This is a genomic window from Candidatus Acidianus copahuensis (assembly GCF_000632495.1).
In the GTDB taxonomy this organism is placed as follows: domain Archaea; phylum Thermoproteota; class Thermoprotei_A; order Sulfolobales; family Sulfolobaceae; genus Acidianus; species Acidianus copahuensis.
Genome location: NZ_JFZT01000050.1, coordinates 1 through 15,290 on the forward strand (window position 1 = coordinate 1; position 15,290 = coordinate 15,290).

Genomic DNA, 15,290 nt, shown 5'->3' on the forward strand with positions numbered 1-15,290 from the left:
AGTATTATCTATTGTTTGATGTAGTAGGATTCAAATGTAATATATTATTTCCGATTAATGCGCTTATCTTTTTACCATTATATACTAAAATAAGTTCATCACTATTCTTTACTTTTCTATTGCTAACTAAAACTAGAATACTTCTTCCTAGTTCTCTTTTAAGTCTAATTATATTTCCTATCCTCAGATTACCTTTTTTTGTAGAGATAGACTTAAGATCTTTTGTCAGTTCTACAAAGGAATCTGGATCACTAACCTTAAACACTTCATCATTTCCTAGCTTTAATATGCTTCCATCATCTATCAGAAAAGTTACATCCACGTCCCTAAATTTATACAGTAAGCTTTCAACGAACTTCCGTAAGCGCGAGTACTCTATGCTTGAGTTAAGATCCATCGCGATTAGCAGTTTCATATCGATCACTATAGATTAATCCTTATATACTTTCCTATTCTTTCAATTAATCAAACCCTCTGTTAAAATGATTTACTAATTAGTATAAGTAGGAAATAATTTAAAATTAGGCGTGCGGGGAGTGGGACTTGAACCCACGCAGGTCTTCACCAGCAGGGCCTAAGCCTGCCCCCTTTGACCAAGCTCGGGCATCCCCGCACATTAATTTATTCAAGATGCATATATAAAAAACTAGTCCTTTACAGTTTCGAGTATTGAAACTACGTTCCAAATAGATATCCTAGTATGCACAGGCATGTTAGGGTCTTGGCTAATCTCCTCTAATATTCCTATAGCATTAGCTGCCCTAACACCTGCACTTAATCCTTGGTCCTGAAGATTTCTTATTGCATCTGTTGCGGCTCTCCTTATATTTCTTGGAACACTAGTATCGTTAACTATTTTCTGAAGCAATATAACAGCTTGTTTAATTTTGGCTTCATTGTCGTAAAGTGTAGCCATTTTGGGTCACCAGCTATATTTTTTAGTTGTACTCATTAACATTTATTTTGGGTATAATATGTCTGAGGGATCTGTTAAGAAAGCTGCAGAACTTCTACGTCAAGGAGCAGTAATGTTAACTGATTCATGTCCAATATGTAATTATCCTCTTTTTAGGACAAAGAGTGGTGATGTAGTATGCCCTACTCATGGGAAGGTTTACTTAGTTAAAAATGACGAGGAAGAAGCAAGAGTTAAGCGGGATATAGCGTTAGACTCTACAGAAAGTATACTTATCGATGGTTTATTTACAGTGGCAAAAAAAGTTAAGGACGATCCTATGGATACTGACGCAATAGTTCAAGTAATAAGATATTTAGATGCTATTGAAAGACTCAGGAAAATAAATCCAAAACAGCATCAGTAGCTTTTTTAGTTAGCGTTTCTGCAGTCTCCGTAGCATCTAGAATTATGGTTTTCCCGTCATTAGAAAGTTCTATATATTTTTTCCTTATTTTTCCTAGAAGATTTATCTTTTCGGAAAAATTAAAACTATCGTTCTTTTTTATCCTCTTTAGAGCTATTTCCTCAGGTAGATCTAGGAGAATTGTTAGTTGAGGTTTTGGAAACTTTTCATTGACACTTATAATCCATTTATCATCTAATCCCATTGTAGACTGGTAGGCTATTGTGGAGTAAATATACCTATCTAAAATTATTATTTTTTCATTTCTTGTTGATATCCAGCTAAGATGTATTGCTCTATCAGCTGCAAACAATAAAGTTAGTACTACTGGATCTTTCCATCCCTGTATTCTGATCATTTCAGTGATTTCTTTGGTAAAAGGTTCATGAGTGCTTAACGCTGAAATACCTCTATTATTAAGCTCTTTCTCCAGACTATTTGCTAAAGTGGTCTTACCTGAACCATCTATTCCTTCTATGGCTATTAGCATCTCCTTATCCTTATTCTTGACTCTTCATATTCTTCATTTAAGCGTATTGATCCAAGGATTATTCCATCAAAGTCGTCAACTGGAGTAGAAATTGATATCATGTCCTCATTAATTTCTCTCAATATACCTGCACCAACTACTTCACCAGACTTTAAAATTCCTAAAAGAGCACCAATAATACTTGGTTCAAAATAAACATCGATACAATCTTTGTCTTGAAATGGTTGTATCATTTCATGAAAATTAATGAATATGTTATCGGCTATCTTTTTACCTAAAATCTCTCTAGGATCAATTTTCTTTGTTAATGCCTTTGAAAAGTATTCCTTAAATTTCTCTTTTCTGTATTGTTTCCTTGCATATCTATCCTTGTTGAGTATAACAGGAATTTTCCTGATATTGATTATTCTATTCCTTAATCTTTGAGGGAAAAAATCATTTAATTTTATATCAAATGATATAATATAATCTGGGGAATTCTCATTAATTATCTGTAACTTATGTAAAAAAGCCCGATAACCATTTATCCATCCATCAGTATCTATTATTATCAAATTACTTTTTGCTACGTTAACCAAGTAAGATATAAGCTCTGCATGGAGATTTGGATTGGAGGACGGAGTTATGTCACCGAAGAACTTTATTTTCCGTATTATACCTGAACTGGATAAAAAGCCTGGTATAAAAAGGCTTGACTGTCCTACGTCCGAATCTATTATTGTCCCAGACTTATTTTTTTCTAAAAGAGTAAACGCGAAATATGTTTTCCCAGAGTCAGAAGATCCTATTAATATAGCCTTTCCGCCTGATTTAGCCACTTCTTCAGCCACTTCTTCCCATCCGAGATGGGGAGTTTTAGTTATGATCTCACATGTTGATATATCTAGATCTGCAGAACTTTTGGTAGATATCGTAAATGTACCGTAAGATACTTCTTCAGAATCAAGAATTTCTTTTCCTCTTATAAATATTCTTCCATTTTTTACTAATATTCTACATGGACCACGTATTATTATATCCTCATCCTTAGTAACTATCATGTAGTTGCCCTTAGGGCTATTAGAAATCCTGCCCTAACATCTTTATCCTTAATGTTTACATAGTGGTTTTTTGTACTTGTCCGTGTTTCATCCACTTTCTTTATAAATGGATATCTTAAACTAAGTAGCTTATACACAAGCTCTCCATACTTGTTTCCAGTACCTATGCCTATGTAAAGCCTTTTATAAGGATATCTCGATAAAATTTCCTCTATTACGTCTTCTATTCCAGAAATATTAGCTCTATCTTCTTCTAATATTTCTCCATCTCCTATAGTTACTACTGTAAGGTCAGGAGAATTTGTGTCTATTCCCACTAGTAATTCATTAAATTCTCTCTTTCCTCTGACAAGACATACTGCTTTAGCAACTGTATTATCTATTTCTTCTTCATTTTTTATAAAGATATTTGCAGACTGTTCATAATCAGAAATTAATATATCACTGTTATCAGAAATTTTTATATCCTTTTTCCTTAGTTCCTTGATGAGTTTAATATATAGCCTAGGATCTTTAATCCTTACAGCTATTTTTTTATTATCCACAATAATTATATGGGAATAGTGGGATATAAGCGTTACAAGATTAGCGATTTTATATTTGAAAGAGGTAATTTTATTTCGCTATATGGTGCTTCTGGATCGGGTAAAACAGTAACTGCTCTTCAAGTTATAAAGGATTCAGAAACAGGACTTTTTATTTCAACTAACGGTTCAATTTATCGTGAAAGGGTAAAGACAATGAATATATCGAAAGCTTTTTTTATTGAAGTTGGAGGAATATTGGAACTTCTAAATGCAGTTATGAGAGCTATATCTATGGAATTGCAGCCAATAATTGTAGATGATATAAACACTTATTATAGAATTTCCGGTAAGTCTAATGATCTTTTATATCCATTATCATTATTGAAGGAGTACTCGAAATATGCTAAGGTTCTTATTTTATGGCAGATGTCATTTAATAATAGAGTAAGCGGGGAGAAATTTATGCGTTATTTTTCCGATGACATTTTAAGGATTACGAAGACTTACATAATAGGTAACATGAGGAGGATTAAGATTTGTATAACTAATAAAGGTGTTGATGTGTGCAGATAATTTACAACTTATTATTTGGTCTTATCATATATTTACCGGCTTTTGTAGCAAATGGAACTGCTCCCTTTATAAGGGAAGGGACTCCAATAGATAGAAGAAAGAACTTCAATGATGGGCGTAGAATCTTGGGAGATGGAAAAACCTTTGAAGGTCTTCTAGTAGGAGTAACATTTGGGACAACTTTAGGGGGGATAATTTCTAGATTTTTGGGAATTGATTGGATATTTTATTCTGCAATTATTTCTGCCTCAGCGCTTTTTGGGGATATGTTAGGTGCTTTTATCAAGAGAAGATTAAATATCCCAAGAGGCGGAAGAGCTTTAGGATTGGATCAGCTAGACTTTATATTAGGTGCAAGTTTAGCTATTTTTGGCTTAAGGATTTCAGTTACCATATATCAGTTTTTGTTTGTAGCGTTTGTAGCGTTTATACTGCATATCCTAACAAACTACATAGCCTATCGATTAAAAATAAAAAGTGTTCCATGGTAACTTAATATATGCCTAATCCAAGAAAACTTTACACACAAGTGGTTAGTAGCTATGTCCTTATAATTCTTGTATTTCTTATTATGCTTGGTATAATGGGAATTCTTGCAATACCTTACTATATCTCGCCTATCACATATTCTAATGGTGGTACCCCAGCCGGAGTAGGAGATTTGATTCTTAGTATTATGGTAGTTGCAATATTCCTAGCAGGAGTTTTCCTATTAGAGAGAAGACAATTGGAATTTGGATCTTTACTTGTTGTAATAGGCTTAATAGTCATAACAGTTCTAGTCTGGGAACTATATGGATTTGGAGAAATTTCAAATATTTATCATGGAATTTAAAAAATTATGAAATAAGCTTGGCGTAATCTACGTCGAGTAGCTTTGCATTCTCTTTAGTATATAATTTTCCTAATATTTTTACTTTTCCAGGGATTGTTGTTACCTCAATATTCCATTGCATTAAAAACCTTGATAATTCTTCAATTAGTTCACGTTTATTTTTAACAACTATTGGTACATCATGTATTATTAGGATTTTTTCCAGATCATTCTTAAATCCATAGAGTATTATATCAGTAGTTATTCCTTTTAATTCAGCTATCTTCCTAGCCTTTATTCCGAGGACTATATCTCTACAGTCCCTTAATGAATACCATTTACCATCTGTTGAAGTACTAACTTTGAACCTATAACCTACCTGGAAATCATTTTTATGCAGTAAGGGAGAACGTATAAATACTAATTCTCTAAGTTTTGTACCATATTCATTGGTTGAAACAAATTCTGGATAACTGTCAGCAAATTGTGGAATAAACTTTGTTGTCGTCAATACAAATCGGCTTTCTGGTGTCAAGATAGATGTTATATCTCTTCCCAGGAGCTTCATGTGATAGTATTGTATTAACAGTTTTTAAATCTTTCATTGATTTGAGTTTAAATCTGTATGATCTATAACTTGAGATTTTATTTTATTTAAATAGTTCACAATAAAAGCGTTACATTTTAACGTTGATTGTTAAAATGTTATACTTAGAAAATCAAAAGTTACATAAAATATAATTAACAATTAAGGTTTCTAGTTAAAAAGATTTCATCGACTGAAACATATAGAACGTACATATTGTCAAATAATTTGTTTAGTTTCTAATTATTCATGTTGAAGCAATCATATCAATAATCCTAGGAGTGAAATCTAAACATTGAATATGAAATATAGTTAATGGAAATTTTAAAAAGGTGATTTATCTAAACTTTTTTTAAAAAATTTTTTTATATTTTATTTAAATTATTAATACTTCTTATATGAGATGTAAGTAAGTCATTTATAGCAAGAGGAGTAGAGTATTGACAAAAATTTATATAGAAGAATAAAGAGACAATTAACAACAGAATAAAGATTTAATAATCCGCTTTAATCAAATACATATGAGGAAAAATGGTATCAGAAGATATTGTAAAAGTAAGTAGAAACTATCAGGTAACAATACCGGCAAAAATTAGGCAAAGATTTCAAGTTAAGGAAGGAGATTTAGTTAAAGTCGTGTATGATGATAAAGAGAGAGTAGTTAAGATAGTAGTGACTAGTAGATAACTTTTTATTCATTTTCAATTTTTTTAAGAATATAATTAAGCAACCCACCTTCTTTTATGTAGTTCATTTCTACCTTAGTATCTACTCTAAGCTTGCCATTAGTTTGAATCTCTTTTCCGTCCTTTTTGAATAATATCGTTACACTTGACCTTGGTTTAAGATCCAGCAACTTAATACTAACTTCTTCTTCTCCTGTTATTCCAAGACTTTTCCAGTTATCTATTTCTATTGGTAAAATGCCCATAGCTACAAGGTTACTTCTATGGATCCTTTCGAAGCTTTCAGCTAGCACTGCTTTCACTCCAAGTAAGGCAGTAACTTTAGCTGCCCAGTCTCTAGAACTACCAGAACCATATTGTTTCCCCGCTACTATTACAAGGTCTTTTTTCTCGCTCTTGTATTGCATTGCTATTTCATACACTGTACCAATTTTACGATCTGGAAAATGCATTGTATATCCTCCCTCCCTATCTACGAGAAAATTTTTGAGCTTAGGATTAGAGAATCCTCCTCTTAACATAACTTCATGATTACCTCTTCTTGCGCCAAATGTATTCAGTACTGTAACCCCCATTTCCCTTAGGTATTTTCCAGCATCTGAATCAGGTGATATCGGTCCTGCTGGTGAGATATGATCAGTAGTTATTTTGTCTCCTAACAAGAGTAATATCCTGGCATTTTCGATATTTAGACTTGGAGTAATACTAAACCACGGAGGATTAACTATATAGCTTGATGGAGGCCAATTATATACTGTTGAAGTAGTTACATCAAGTTTCTCCCAATTTTCATCTCCTTTGAATATTGTTGAGTATTGCTCCTTATAGAACTCTGGCTTAAGGGCTAAATTCATGTAATAACTTACATCATCCATTGAAGGCCATAGATCTTTAAGAAAGATAGGTCTTCCATTTGGATCATAATCTATTGGTTCCTCTGGACTCATGTCTATTTTTCCAGATATAGCATAAGCTACCACTAGTATAGGAGAAGCCAAGTAAGTTCCCTTAAGTAAAGGATTAATTCTTCCTTCATAGTTCCTATTTCCACTTATTACTGCATATGTGTCAATATTGAATTTTTCTATATCAGCTTTTACTTTTTCGGGAAGCGGTCCAGCATTACCTATACATGTGGTGCACCCAAAACCAACTGGATGAAATCCAAGTGCCTCTAAATAAGGAAGAAGATCTGCTTCCTTTAGATATTTTATAACTACTGGGGAACCTGGAGCCATACTAGTTTTAACGTATGGTTTCCTCTGAAGGCCTCTCTCTATAGCCTTTTTGGCCAGGATTCCTGCTCCTATCATAACGCTTGGATTAGAGGTATTAGTACAACTAGTTATCGCAGCTATAACTACTGAACCGTCTTCTATAATTTCTCCTCTCTTGATTCTTTCAACTTTTATTGTTCCAAATCTTTTCCTTTCATCAGGATTTTTTGGTCCTGCGATTGATGGTTCTATAGATCCCAGATCTATTTCTATTATGTCAGTGTATTTTGGTTCATCTGCATAATATATTCCTAATTGTTTAGCCATCTTCTCAACATAATCGCCATCTCTTCCAGTAGCATCAAGATACTTTATCGTTTGTTCATCTATGGGAAAATATCCGACTGTAGCTCCATATTCCGGTGCCATATTGGAGATAGTTGCTCTATCTGGAACAGATAATTTTTTTAATGAAGGTCCAAAAAATTCGACATATTTTCCTACAACTCCTCTTTTTCTCAGAGTTTCAGTAATTGTAAGGACTACATCAGTCGTCGTTACTCCTTCTTTAACATTTCCTATAAGTCTTACTCCTATAACTTCAGGGACAACGGCGTAGTATGGCTCTCCTAGCATAACAGCTTCAGCTTCAAGCCCTCCGACTCCCCAGCCCAGTATACCTAACCCATTGATCATTGTAGTGTGGGAATCCGTTCCAATAACTATTTCTGGCTCTTCATTAGTTATTACTTTCCCCAGATATTCAAGGTTTATTTGATGTATTATTCCCTTTCCTGGGGGGAAAATTCTCAGATTTTTAAATGAACCCTGGGCCCATTTTAGAAATCTATACCTCTCCTCGTTTCTTTCAAATTCTCTCTTCATATTCATTTCTAGGGAGTATGATGTTCCATAGTAATCTACTTGAATTGAGTGGTCAATTATCAAATCTGATTGAATTTTTGGGTTTACCGTTGTGGGATCTTTCCCCTTTTTAGCTATTTCAGATCTCATGGATGCAAGATCTACAAGAAGTGGTATTCCCGTATAGTCCTGCATTACTACTCTGGTTGGCATGAAAGCGAAGTCCTTTCCCTTTTCCCAATTTAAGACGGCGCTTAAATCTTCTTTTGTAATTTTTTCTCCATCTAAATGTTTACTAATATTTATAGCCAAAATTCTCAAAGAATATGGTAATCCAGAAAAATTTTGCATGATCTACTCTCTTTCTACTACATTATATAACTTTCACAATAAACAACTATAAACATAAAGATATAAACTTACATTGGTTATAGTTAAGGGAAATTAATCTTTTTATAGGAATTTAAAATAAACACTAAATTTTATTTATGCTCAGTTTTGTTTCTCTTTTGGGTATTCCTATCTCTTTCCTACTTTTTCTCTTTCTAAGCTTTAATATAGCCTTTTTTGTAATTTTTATATTTTTTGTATATGTAGGCTGCTTTCCAATTAAGTTAGAGTATAACACACCATTATCCACTTTTGTAAGTCTAGGAATAAATATGGCTACTGAAACGTAACCGAGAAGGGATAAGAAAAGCATAGGAATCCTGGTGGCTATTGGGAATGTCGCCAGAGCAAAGTAGAATATTGCTGAGGATAATTCTAGAAGGATAACTAGAGTTTTCAGAGTAGAAATTATAAGGATCCATGATCTTTTTAATAAGGCGCTTTTAATTCGTATTAACTTTGTAATAACAAGAGTATATATTGAGAAATAGATATTATTTATTTGCCTTACAAAATAGACAGTAAGAAATACCGCTATAATTCCCTCAGCTAAAAAAACAATATAACTAAAATATGGAATCTTTAATAAAATAGGAAACGCTGATACCGATCTTCTAATTAAAGGAAACAAAAATAGAGGTATAATAAGATAAAATATGGACTTTATAAAACTTTTAAATATATTATTACTTGCAATAGGAGAAATATCCTTTATTGCAGATCTGTAAAGCCAAGCTACTGCAGAATCCATTTGTTGCAAAACAACAAATCTTTCGTATACCTTGCTTATTGTTTCGCTTATATAGTCAACCTTAATTATGAGAATAGACGCAACGATTGATGATAATATAACCACTGTTATTGATGTTAGATAAATAGGGAATACATTAATTCCTTGAGATATTGCATCTAGAGAGACAATTATTCCAAATTCACTTATTGGTATCATATATATACCATTTGTGAACGACTTTACAAAATTAGAACCGGTTAACCATGAAGATAAACTAAAGGCAAAGTATTTTATTAGAATAATTATAAATGAAAACTCTAAAAAAGTTAAAAGATCAAGAGAAATTGGAACTAAACTACCAACAGCTAAGAAGAAAAATATAAGCGCAAACTCCCTTACAGGCGCAGTGATTCTCATTACTCTCTCACTATTAGAGACAGAGGAAAACGCTAAACCGGCTAAAATCATAGTAAGAGTTGAAGGAACATCTATAATTTGAGATATATACTCAAAGATAAAAACAAGAGATATTGGTAGAATTATTGCTATGCTCTCTTCATCTATTCTAGTGCTTCTTATAATCGATGTATTCATGAAGAATTTGGCAAAAAGATAAACTATAAATGCGGCAATTACTATTTCAAGGACTACTGATATAGTCTTAACTGGATTTAGTACACCGTTTAATGCTATGAAGATGGAATATAAGAAGAATACCTCTAAGTCCTCTATAGATGCAACTGCAATAAGAAGGTCTTTCTCATCTTTAGAAAGGCGATTTCCAATTATCTTGTAGGCGATTGCCGTACTAGTATCTATAGATGCTACAACTAGGAAAAGGGAATCAAAAGATGACAAATGAAAAAGAAATAACCCAGAAAAGTATGATGCAACTGAAATGAAGATTAACTCGATAAGCGCTATCCCTAGTGCTCTCTGGAATAATTTCTTAGCTCTTGAAATATCAAAGCTTGCCCCAATTTCAAAAGCTAAAAGATTAATAGCAATAAAATTTAATATAGAAAAATATGATGAATTAAAATTTAATTTAAAAATATTTATTGCTATAATTCCAGCTATAAGATAAGCTACAACTGGATATATTTTGAGCTTAGATAGAAAGAGACCGAAAACAAAAGCAAAGAACAGTAGTAAACCTACAATCCCGTAGTTCATTCAGTTACTCTTATGTTTGAGGTTCTTTATATTCTTGTTAGAAGTAATACATCGTATCACTATAAGACTTTAACCATAAAATTGAAAAAATTTCTGTATAATGGATTATACAGTTAAAGCTTAAATGCAATCAATATACAAATTCTACAATGAGTGTAGAAAAAGGAAAGAAGAGTATTGAGCAAAAGAGGAAGAACATGACATACACTGATCTCTTCTTCTTATCATTTGGCGGGCAAGCTCCTTTCATTTCTCTTTTAACTTTTGGAACAGTAATGATAGAAGATGTCCATCAAGCAGCTCCCTTTGCTATGATTATTGCCACTATTGTAGTTTTATTTAACGGTTTAGTTGTCAATTTTATGTCCAGGAGATTTAAGAAAGGCGGAGGATATTACATTTACGCTATCTACTCCCTTACTGATAGGTTAGGATTAGAAACAGGTTGGAGCTACCTACTTTATGCTTTAGCATATGGTGGAACACTTATTGCTGGAGGGGCTTATGTACTACATTATATTACGGGGTTAGACGACGTATATGCTGCCTTGTTAGTTTCTTCCTTAGGTACGAGCATTGTGATTGCTGGAATTAAAATATCTACAAAATACGCAATTGTTATGTCATCTATAGAGATGATCACTTTAGTAGCACTAGGAGTTTTCTTTCTTCACCAGAGCGGATGGCATTTCTATAACCCTATAAGCTTTCCCCCAGGGCTTCTAGACGCAGTAATATTTGGTCTTGGAATACCTACAGGGTATGGTTCTATTGCGCCACTTGGGGATGAAGCGAGTAGTAAGGCTATAGGAAAGGCGGCTATTTCAGTTTTGCTTTTTGGTGGGGCTTTAGCTACATTCTTTTTTTACTCATTAGGTTCTCTTAATTTTAGTGGTAATTTAATTGAATATTTACTTACTAATTTTGGTCTTATTGGTGGAATATTTATCTCGTTTATTTCGTTGAGTGATGGAACTTTAGGTGGAATAAGCTATATTCTGGCAGATTCAAGAACGCTTAAGGCAATGGCTAAAGATGGAAAATTCCCTAATTTTCTAGCACGCGAATGGCACAATAAGCCAATATTTTCGGAGATAATCATTGGCTCTATATTTATTCTAGTTATTACCCTTCTTGCTGATTTAATGGGCACATTCGGCACCTTTGTTCTTTTAGGCGGTTTAGCGGGTGTAATGAACTTAGTAATCCATTTTTCCGCGGATATTTCACTAATAAAGGTTACATCAAAAAGATCGAGAAAAAGGTGGACGGAATTAATTATAGGAGTAATTGCTCTAATTATTTCATTCTTTGTGCTAATATATTCCTTTCTACCTCCAGGACTGGGAATAACCACAACCGACATATTTTTCATTTGGATCATAATGGGTTTCCTATATGCAGAAGCGCTAGCTATGTCAAAAGGGGCAGAAGAAGAAGGTTAATTTAATCAAGAGGCTTCAACAATGTGAACTATCTTGCTGAAAAATTATTTAGCTATAATTTATGAAGATAAATTTATATGATTTAACAATTATTAACTGAAAGATATTTATCCTATATTTAGTGCTGAACTTTTCCTTCGTTCCTTACATACTTCTTCGGCTAATAGTTTTGGATCGTTAAAGTACTTTATTTCTATAATATTTCTTTGATCAAGATATTTTGGGAATGCTTTTTGTAAGTTATCAGTTCCTAACCCTGTATTCGTAAGACAATATATTGGCTTACCCATAGCATAGGCCATCATTATTTCTATCATCGTACCTGATTCTCCACCTAATGATACTAGAATATCGCCAGATCTTACTAATGGAATAGATCTTGCTCTAAATTCACTGCCTGATTTTATGGTTATTGCCTCTTCTGGTATTTCTTGATCCTCCTTTTCTATAGGCAAAATTATTACGACTTTTAGGCCTTGTCTTAGTGCTTCATCTACTACAGTTTTCATTAATCCCCAATATCCACCTACTAAAATAGTTGGATTACACTTTGAATGTAATTGTTCAATAAATAATTTAGCTCTTTCATGAGTTTCATTTTTGGAAGGTCCACTATGGGCAGCTATGGTGACGTACATATAAATAAGAACGATATAGGGATAAAATATCTTGATTCGTGCTATGATCTCGTGATGAGATGGTTCATATTTATCCTCGAAAGTAATTTACGTTATATAGAGAAAGGAAATTGTCTATTATAATTAAGATTATAAGTCTTGCTAGAATGAAATCAATAACAAATGAAGTTAAGATAAAAACTTCAAGTTTAATGCGCATAATATATAGAATACTTTATACTAAAAATAATTAATAAAGCATAAACATAAAATAATATTCTCACCCGCTAAAGTTATTTTAAACTTCAAATAGGATTTTGCAAGCAATTTTCTTCTTATTTAAATGGGTTCATTCGATTTAGAATACATACCCTTAGGAAAGCTTTTAAATTAAAAGTCTAATTATTTGATGCCGAACAGTAATGGAAAAAGGGCAAATTATGGCATTATCGAACACATCTATAGGTATTTTTATGGCATTTGCTAATTATAATATGATAATAATAGCTCTTCCATCTATTTTCAAGGGATTGGACTTCAATCCTACTTCTCCAGACGCTCTAGGATACTTAATATGGGTAATCCTAGGCTATATGGTGATTACAGCATCATTAGTAGTTACTTTAGGACGAGTATCGGATATTAAAGGTAGAGCCAAATTTTATACAATAGGTTTTCTAATTTTTGCATTATCTTCAGCTCTACTCGCTAGCATAGTAGCTAAAGGAACAGAAGGCGTTACAGAGATGATTATCTTTAGGCTTTTACAAGGAGTTGGCGGAGGCTTTCTTATGGTTAATAGTACGGCTGTATTAACTGATTATTTCGACAAAAGAGAATTAGGTAAAGCTCTAGGACTTAATCAAGTAGCAGGCTTAGTTGGTGGCGTTGCAGGTTTAGTTATAGGTGGCATACTTGCTACATTTGATTGGAGATACGTCTTTGTATTTAGCGCCATTGTAGGGATAATAGGGACTATATGGTCCTATTTAACACTTAAAGACGTTCAGAAACCTATATCTAGGAAAATAGATGTAGTTGGAAATACTTTGTTTGCGTCTGGCATAACAGTTCTGCTAGTCTCACTCACATATGGACTTTTACCTTACAAAGGGGAGGAATTTGGTTGGTCTGATCCATGGGTAATAGGTGGGATAATTATTTCCCTATTTATGATAGGGTTCTTTATCCTTGTAGAGAGACATGTTAAAGAACCCATGTTTCAACTATCGTTATTTAAGATACGAGATTTTAGCACGTCAAATTTTGCTAATATAATTTCATCATTAGCTAGGCAAGGAATATTGTTAATACTATTGGTTTTTCTACAAGGCATATGGCTCCCTCTTCATGGAATTCCGTATAGCCAAACACCGTTCTGGGCTGGAATATACCTTATACCTAATACTCTGGGATTTGCAGTGCTTGGACCTATTAGTGGTATTTTATCAGATAAATATGGATCCAAGGTTTTAACAACATTAGGTTTGACTGTATCTGCAATAGGATTTCTTGGTCTATCATTTATCCCATATAATTTTAACTTAATGGAGTTCTTTGCCTTAACCTTTGTTATGGGTGCCGGTATGGGACTCTTTATGGCACCTAATACTGCAGATATGATGGCTGCTGTCCCAGTTGACATGAGAGGTTCTTCATCTGGTATGAGGGCTTCCTTACAAAACACAGCCTCTGCTATTAGTGTTGTTATTTATTTTGGAATCTTGATATCTGGTATGTCTGCTTCTCTAACAGCGTCTCTTGATTCCGCTCTCCATCCTTTCGGAATAACTTTACCTTATAATATTCCTGCTGCTGTAGTTATTTTTTCAGCTTTACTAGGTTATGACCCATTATCCTTTATTTCTTCAGGCCTACCATCTTCAGTAGCTGTAAAAATAAATAGTCCTAAGTTCTTCGTTAGTGCGATAGCTCCAGCTTTTATGTCAGGATTTAGATTAATGCTTTATATTTCTGTTGGATTATTACTAATAGCCGCTATAGTTTCAGCGCTAAGATCAGGTGAAAGAGTTGGAAGAGTGGGAGATAGTACTAAAAGGGAGCAAAAGATTCAGAGAACTTCTACAGAGAGAAGCTGAAAGATATGGCTTGTCCTACAGTGATGTTCAAGTACTTTATTTTTTAAGTCAAGAAGGTGAGCTAAATGTTAGTAGATTGGCTACACTAGTAGACGTAAATAAGTCTACAATGGTTGAGATTTTGGACAAATTAGAAAGGGATAATCTGATAATAAGAAATAGAGACACCGTAGATAGGAGAGTTGTTAAAGTAAGAGTCACAGATATGGGGTTAACAGTATTAAAGGAAGTAAGAGCAAAATATAAGGACTTAATAGAAGATCTTTTGAGTAAAGTAGATAGAGAGAAGGTTATTGAATTTTTCAAGATAATTATTAGCGAAACTAAAGTAAAAGTTAGCTAGGTTACGAATCGTTTACAACTGAAAGCCTCGCTCTTCAGAGCGGGGATGTTATCAAAAAAAGTTTATAAAAAGATAGAGAGTAACTCCTAATGAGGACGGTACGGTAGGTAAACCTAAGAAGAGTAAGAAGGGATCAGTCCCTATGCCTACCGTATCAGTCCTAAGACGCACCATAACTGTAGATCTAGTACCAACAAAAGAACAAGAGGAGGAGTTAAAAGAACTAGGAAACTTGTGTTCAAAACTATGGAACCAAGTAAACTATGAAAGGAGAAGACAGTTCTTTAACGGTGAACGTGGTGTTGATATCAAGGGTACCTATACAAAGT

General features: G+C 33.4%; 17 protein-coding genes, 1 tRNA gene and 1 pseudogene. 9 read left to right on the forward strand and 10 right to left on the reverse strand.

Going from position 1 to position 15,290, the window contains the following annotated elements; translation table 11 throughout:
- Positions 1-4: 4 nt before the first annotated feature.
- The 3 genes from CM19_RS09885 to CM19_RS09895 form a co-directional block, all read right to left on the reverse strand.
- Positions 5-415, reverse strand: coding sequence for a hypothetical protein (locus CM19_RS09885; protein WP_048098479.1), 411 nt, complete (start codon positions 413-415; stop codon positions 5-7).
- 113 nt (positions 416-528) lie between these two features.
- A tRNA-Leu gene (locus CM19_RS09890) sits at positions 529-613 on the reverse strand.
- Between the two features lie 33 nt (positions 614-646).
- A complete protein-coding gene (locus tag CM19_RS09895) occupies positions 647-916 on the reverse strand; it encodes a stationary phase-response protein (protein ID WP_048100290.1) in 270 nt (89 codons plus the stop codon).
- A gap of 58 nt (positions 917-974) precedes the next feature.
- Between CM19_RS09895 and CM19_RS09900 the strand changes: the two genes are divergently transcribed.
- Positions 975-1,322: an Sjogren's syndrome/scleroderma autoantigen 1 family protein gene (locus CM19_RS09900; protein WP_048100291.1), complete on the forward strand. Its 348-nt coding sequence runs from the start codon at positions 975-977 to the stop codon at positions 1,320-1,322.
- Here the strand turns inward: CM19_RS09900 and tmk are convergent.
- From tmk to CM19_RS09915, 3 genes are read right to left on the reverse strand one after another with little or no spacing between them, the layout of a single operon-like run.
- Positions 1,291-1,851: a dTMP kinase gene (gene tmk / locus CM19_RS09905; protein ID WP_048100292.1), complete on the reverse strand. Its 561-nt coding sequence runs from the start codon at positions 1,849-1,851 to the stop codon at positions 1,291-1,293. The two genes, CM19_RS09900 and tmk, sit on opposite strands and share 32 nt — an antisense overlap.
- On the reverse strand, positions 1,845-2,891 hold the full coding sequence (locus CM19_RS09910) for a Clp1/GlmU family protein (protein WP_048100293.1): 1,047 nt from the start codon (positions 2,889-2,891) through the stop codon (positions 1,845-1,847). The genes tmk and CM19_RS09910 overlap by 7 nt, the downstream gene beginning before the upstream one ends.
- Positions 2,888-3,436 carry a hypothetical protein gene (locus CM19_RS09915; protein ID WP_048100294.1) on the reverse strand — a complete coding sequence of 183 codons (549 nt, stop codon included), beginning with the start codon at positions 3,434-3,436 and terminating at the stop codon, positions 2,888-2,890. Before CM19_RS09915 ends, CM19_RS09910 begins: the two co-directional genes overlap by 4 nt.
- 18 nt (positions 3,437-3,454) lie before the next feature.
- Here CM19_RS09915 and CM19_RS09920 point away from each other — a divergent pair, with 18 nt between their 5' ends.
- Genes CM19_RS09920 through CM19_RS09930 form a run of 3 tightly spaced genes read left to right on the forward strand, consistent with a single transcriptional unit; the run spans position 3,455 to position 4,826 of the window.
- Positions 3,455-3,991 (forward strand): AAA family ATPase, encoded by a 537-nt coding sequence (locus tag CM19_RS09920; protein ID WP_052349519.1) that lies wholly within the window; start codon positions 3,455-3,457, stop codon positions 3,989-3,991.
- Positions 3,982-4,482 (forward strand): CDP-2,3-bis-(O-geranylgeranyl)-sn-glycerol synthase, encoded by a 501-nt coding sequence (locus CM19_RS09925; protein WP_048100296.1) that lies wholly within the window; start codon positions 3,982-3,984, stop codon positions 4,480-4,482. The genes CM19_RS09920 and CM19_RS09925 overlap by 10 nt, the downstream gene beginning before the upstream one ends.
- Before the next feature lie 8 nt (positions 4,483-4,490).
- Complete coding sequence (locus tag CM19_RS09930) at positions 4,491-4,826, forward strand: hypothetical protein (RefSeq protein ID WP_048100297.1); 336 nt, start codon at positions 4,491-4,493, stop codon at positions 4,824-4,826.
- Positions 4,827-4,830: 4 nt separating this feature from the next.
- Here the strand turns inward: CM19_RS09930 and CM19_RS09935 are convergent, their stop codons facing one another.
- A complete protein-coding gene (locus tag CM19_RS09935) occupies positions 4,831-5,373 on the reverse strand; it encodes a hypothetical protein (protein WP_048100298.1) in 543 nt (180 codons plus the stop codon).
- A gap of 549 nt (positions 5,374-5,922) precedes the next feature.
- Here CM19_RS09935 and CM19_RS09940 point away from each other — a divergent pair.
- On the forward strand, positions 5,923-6,078 hold the full coding sequence (locus tag CM19_RS09940; RefSeq protein WP_048100299.1) for an AbrB/MazE/SpoVT family DNA-binding domain-containing protein: 156 nt from the start codon (positions 5,923-5,925) through the stop codon (positions 6,076-6,078).
- Between the two features lie 4 nt (positions 6,079-6,082).
- Here CM19_RS09940 and acnA read toward each other — a convergent pair whose 3' ends face one another.
- Together acnA and CM19_RS09950 are read right to left on the reverse strand one after the other, a co-directional pair.
- Positions 6,083-8,509 carry an aconitate hydratase AcnA gene (gene acnA, locus CM19_RS09945; RefSeq protein WP_048100300.1) on the reverse strand — a complete coding sequence of 809 codons (2,427 nt, stop codon included), beginning with the start codon at positions 8,507-8,509 and terminating at the stop codon, positions 6,083-6,085.
- Positions 8,510-8,633: 124 nt separating this feature from the next.
- On the reverse strand, positions 8,634-10,457 hold the full coding sequence (locus CM19_RS09950) for a cation:proton antiporter (RefSeq protein ID WP_048100301.1): 1,824 nt from the start codon (positions 10,455-10,457) through the stop codon (positions 8,634-8,636).
- Positions 10,458-10,606: 149 nt separating this feature from the next.
- Here CM19_RS09950 and CM19_RS09955 point away from each other — a divergent pair, with 149 nt between their 5' ends.
- A complete protein-coding gene (locus CM19_RS09955; protein WP_048100302.1) occupies positions 10,607-11,902 on the forward strand; it encodes an APC family permease in 1,296 nt (431 codons plus the stop codon).
- 107 nt (positions 11,903-12,009) lie between these two features.
- On the opposite strand, the gene CM19_RS09960 is transcribed toward CM19_RS09955, so the two are convergent.
- A complete protein-coding gene (locus CM19_RS09960) occupies positions 12,010-12,540 on the reverse strand; it encodes an SLOG cluster 4 domain-containing protein (protein ID WP_048100303.1) in 531 nt (176 codons plus the stop codon).
- A 401-nt stretch (positions 12,541-12,941) separates the two neighbouring features.
- Between CM19_RS09960 and CM19_RS09965 the strand changes: the two genes are divergently transcribed.
- The 3 genes and pseudogenes from CM19_RS09965 to CM19_RS09975 form a co-directional block, all read left to right on the forward strand.
- Positions 12,942-14,618, forward strand: coding sequence for an MFS transporter (locus CM19_RS09965; protein ID WP_048100304.1), 1,677 nt, complete (start codon positions 12,942-12,944; stop codon positions 14,616-14,618).
- Complete coding sequence (locus CM19_RS09970; RefSeq protein WP_048100305.1) at positions 14,551-14,961, forward strand: MarR family winged helix-turn-helix transcriptional regulator; 411 nt, start codon at positions 14,551-14,553, stop codon at positions 14,959-14,961. Before CM19_RS09965 ends, CM19_RS09970 begins: the two co-directional genes overlap by 68 nt.
- A 142-nt stretch (positions 14,962-15,103) precedes the next feature.
- Positions 15,104-15,290: pseudogene (locus tag CM19_RS09975) on the forward strand (hypothetical protein); the annotation flags it as partial.

What these genes read in the sequence shown, in the direction of transcription:
- CM19_RS09885 (WP_048098479.1), bottom strand. Translation starts at nt 415, where the DNA reads ATGAAACTGCTAATCGCGATGGATCTTAACTCAAGCATAGAGTACTCG.
- CM19_RS09895 (WP_048100290.1), bottom strand. Translation starts at nt 916, where the DNA reads ATGGCTACACTTTACGACAATGAAGCCAAAATTAAACAAGCTGTTATA.
- CM19_RS09900 (WP_048100291.1), top strand. Translation starts at nt 975, where the DNA reads ATGTCTGAGGGATCTGTTAAGAAAGCTGCAGAACTTCTACGTCAAGGA.
- tmk (WP_048100292.1), bottom strand. Translation starts at nt 1,851, where the DNA reads ATGCTAATAGCCATAGAAGGAATAGATGGTTCAGGTAAGACCACTTTA.
- CM19_RS09910 (WP_048100293.1), bottom strand. Translation starts at nt 2,891, where the DNA reads ATGATAGTTACTAAGGATGAGGATATAATAATACGTGGTCCATGTAGA.
- CM19_RS09930 (WP_048100297.1), top strand. Translation starts at nt 4,491, where the DNA reads ATGCCTAATCCAAGAAAACTTTACACACAAGTGGTTAGTAGCTATGTC.
- CM19_RS09935 (WP_048100298.1), bottom strand. Translation starts at nt 5,373, where the DNA reads ATGAAGCTCCTGGGAAGAGATATAACATCTATCTTGACACCAGAAAGC.
- CM19_RS09940 (WP_048100299.1), top strand. Translation starts at nt 5,923, where the DNA reads ATGGTATCAGAAGATATTGTAAAAGTAAGTAGAAACTATCAGGTAACA.
- acnA (WP_048100300.1), bottom strand. Translation starts at nt 8,509, where the DNA reads ATGCAAAATTTTTCTGGATTACCATATTCTTTGAGAATTTTGGCTATA.
- CM19_RS09950 (WP_048100301.1), bottom strand. Translation starts at nt 10,457, where the DNA reads ATGAACTACGGGATTGTAGGTTTACTACTGTTCTTTGCTTTTGTTTTC.
- CM19_RS09955 (WP_048100302.1), top strand. Translation starts at nt 10,607, where the DNA reads ATGAGTGTAGAAAAAGGAAAGAAGAGTATTGAGCAAAAGAGGAAGAAC.
- CM19_RS09960 (WP_048100303.1), bottom strand. Translation starts at nt 12,540, where the DNA reads ATGTACGTCACCATAGCTGCCCATAGTGGACCTTCCAAAAATGAAACT.
- CM19_RS09965 (WP_048100304.1), top strand. Translation starts at nt 12,942, where the DNA reads ATGGAAAAAGGGCAAATTATGGCATTATCGAACACATCTATAGGTATT.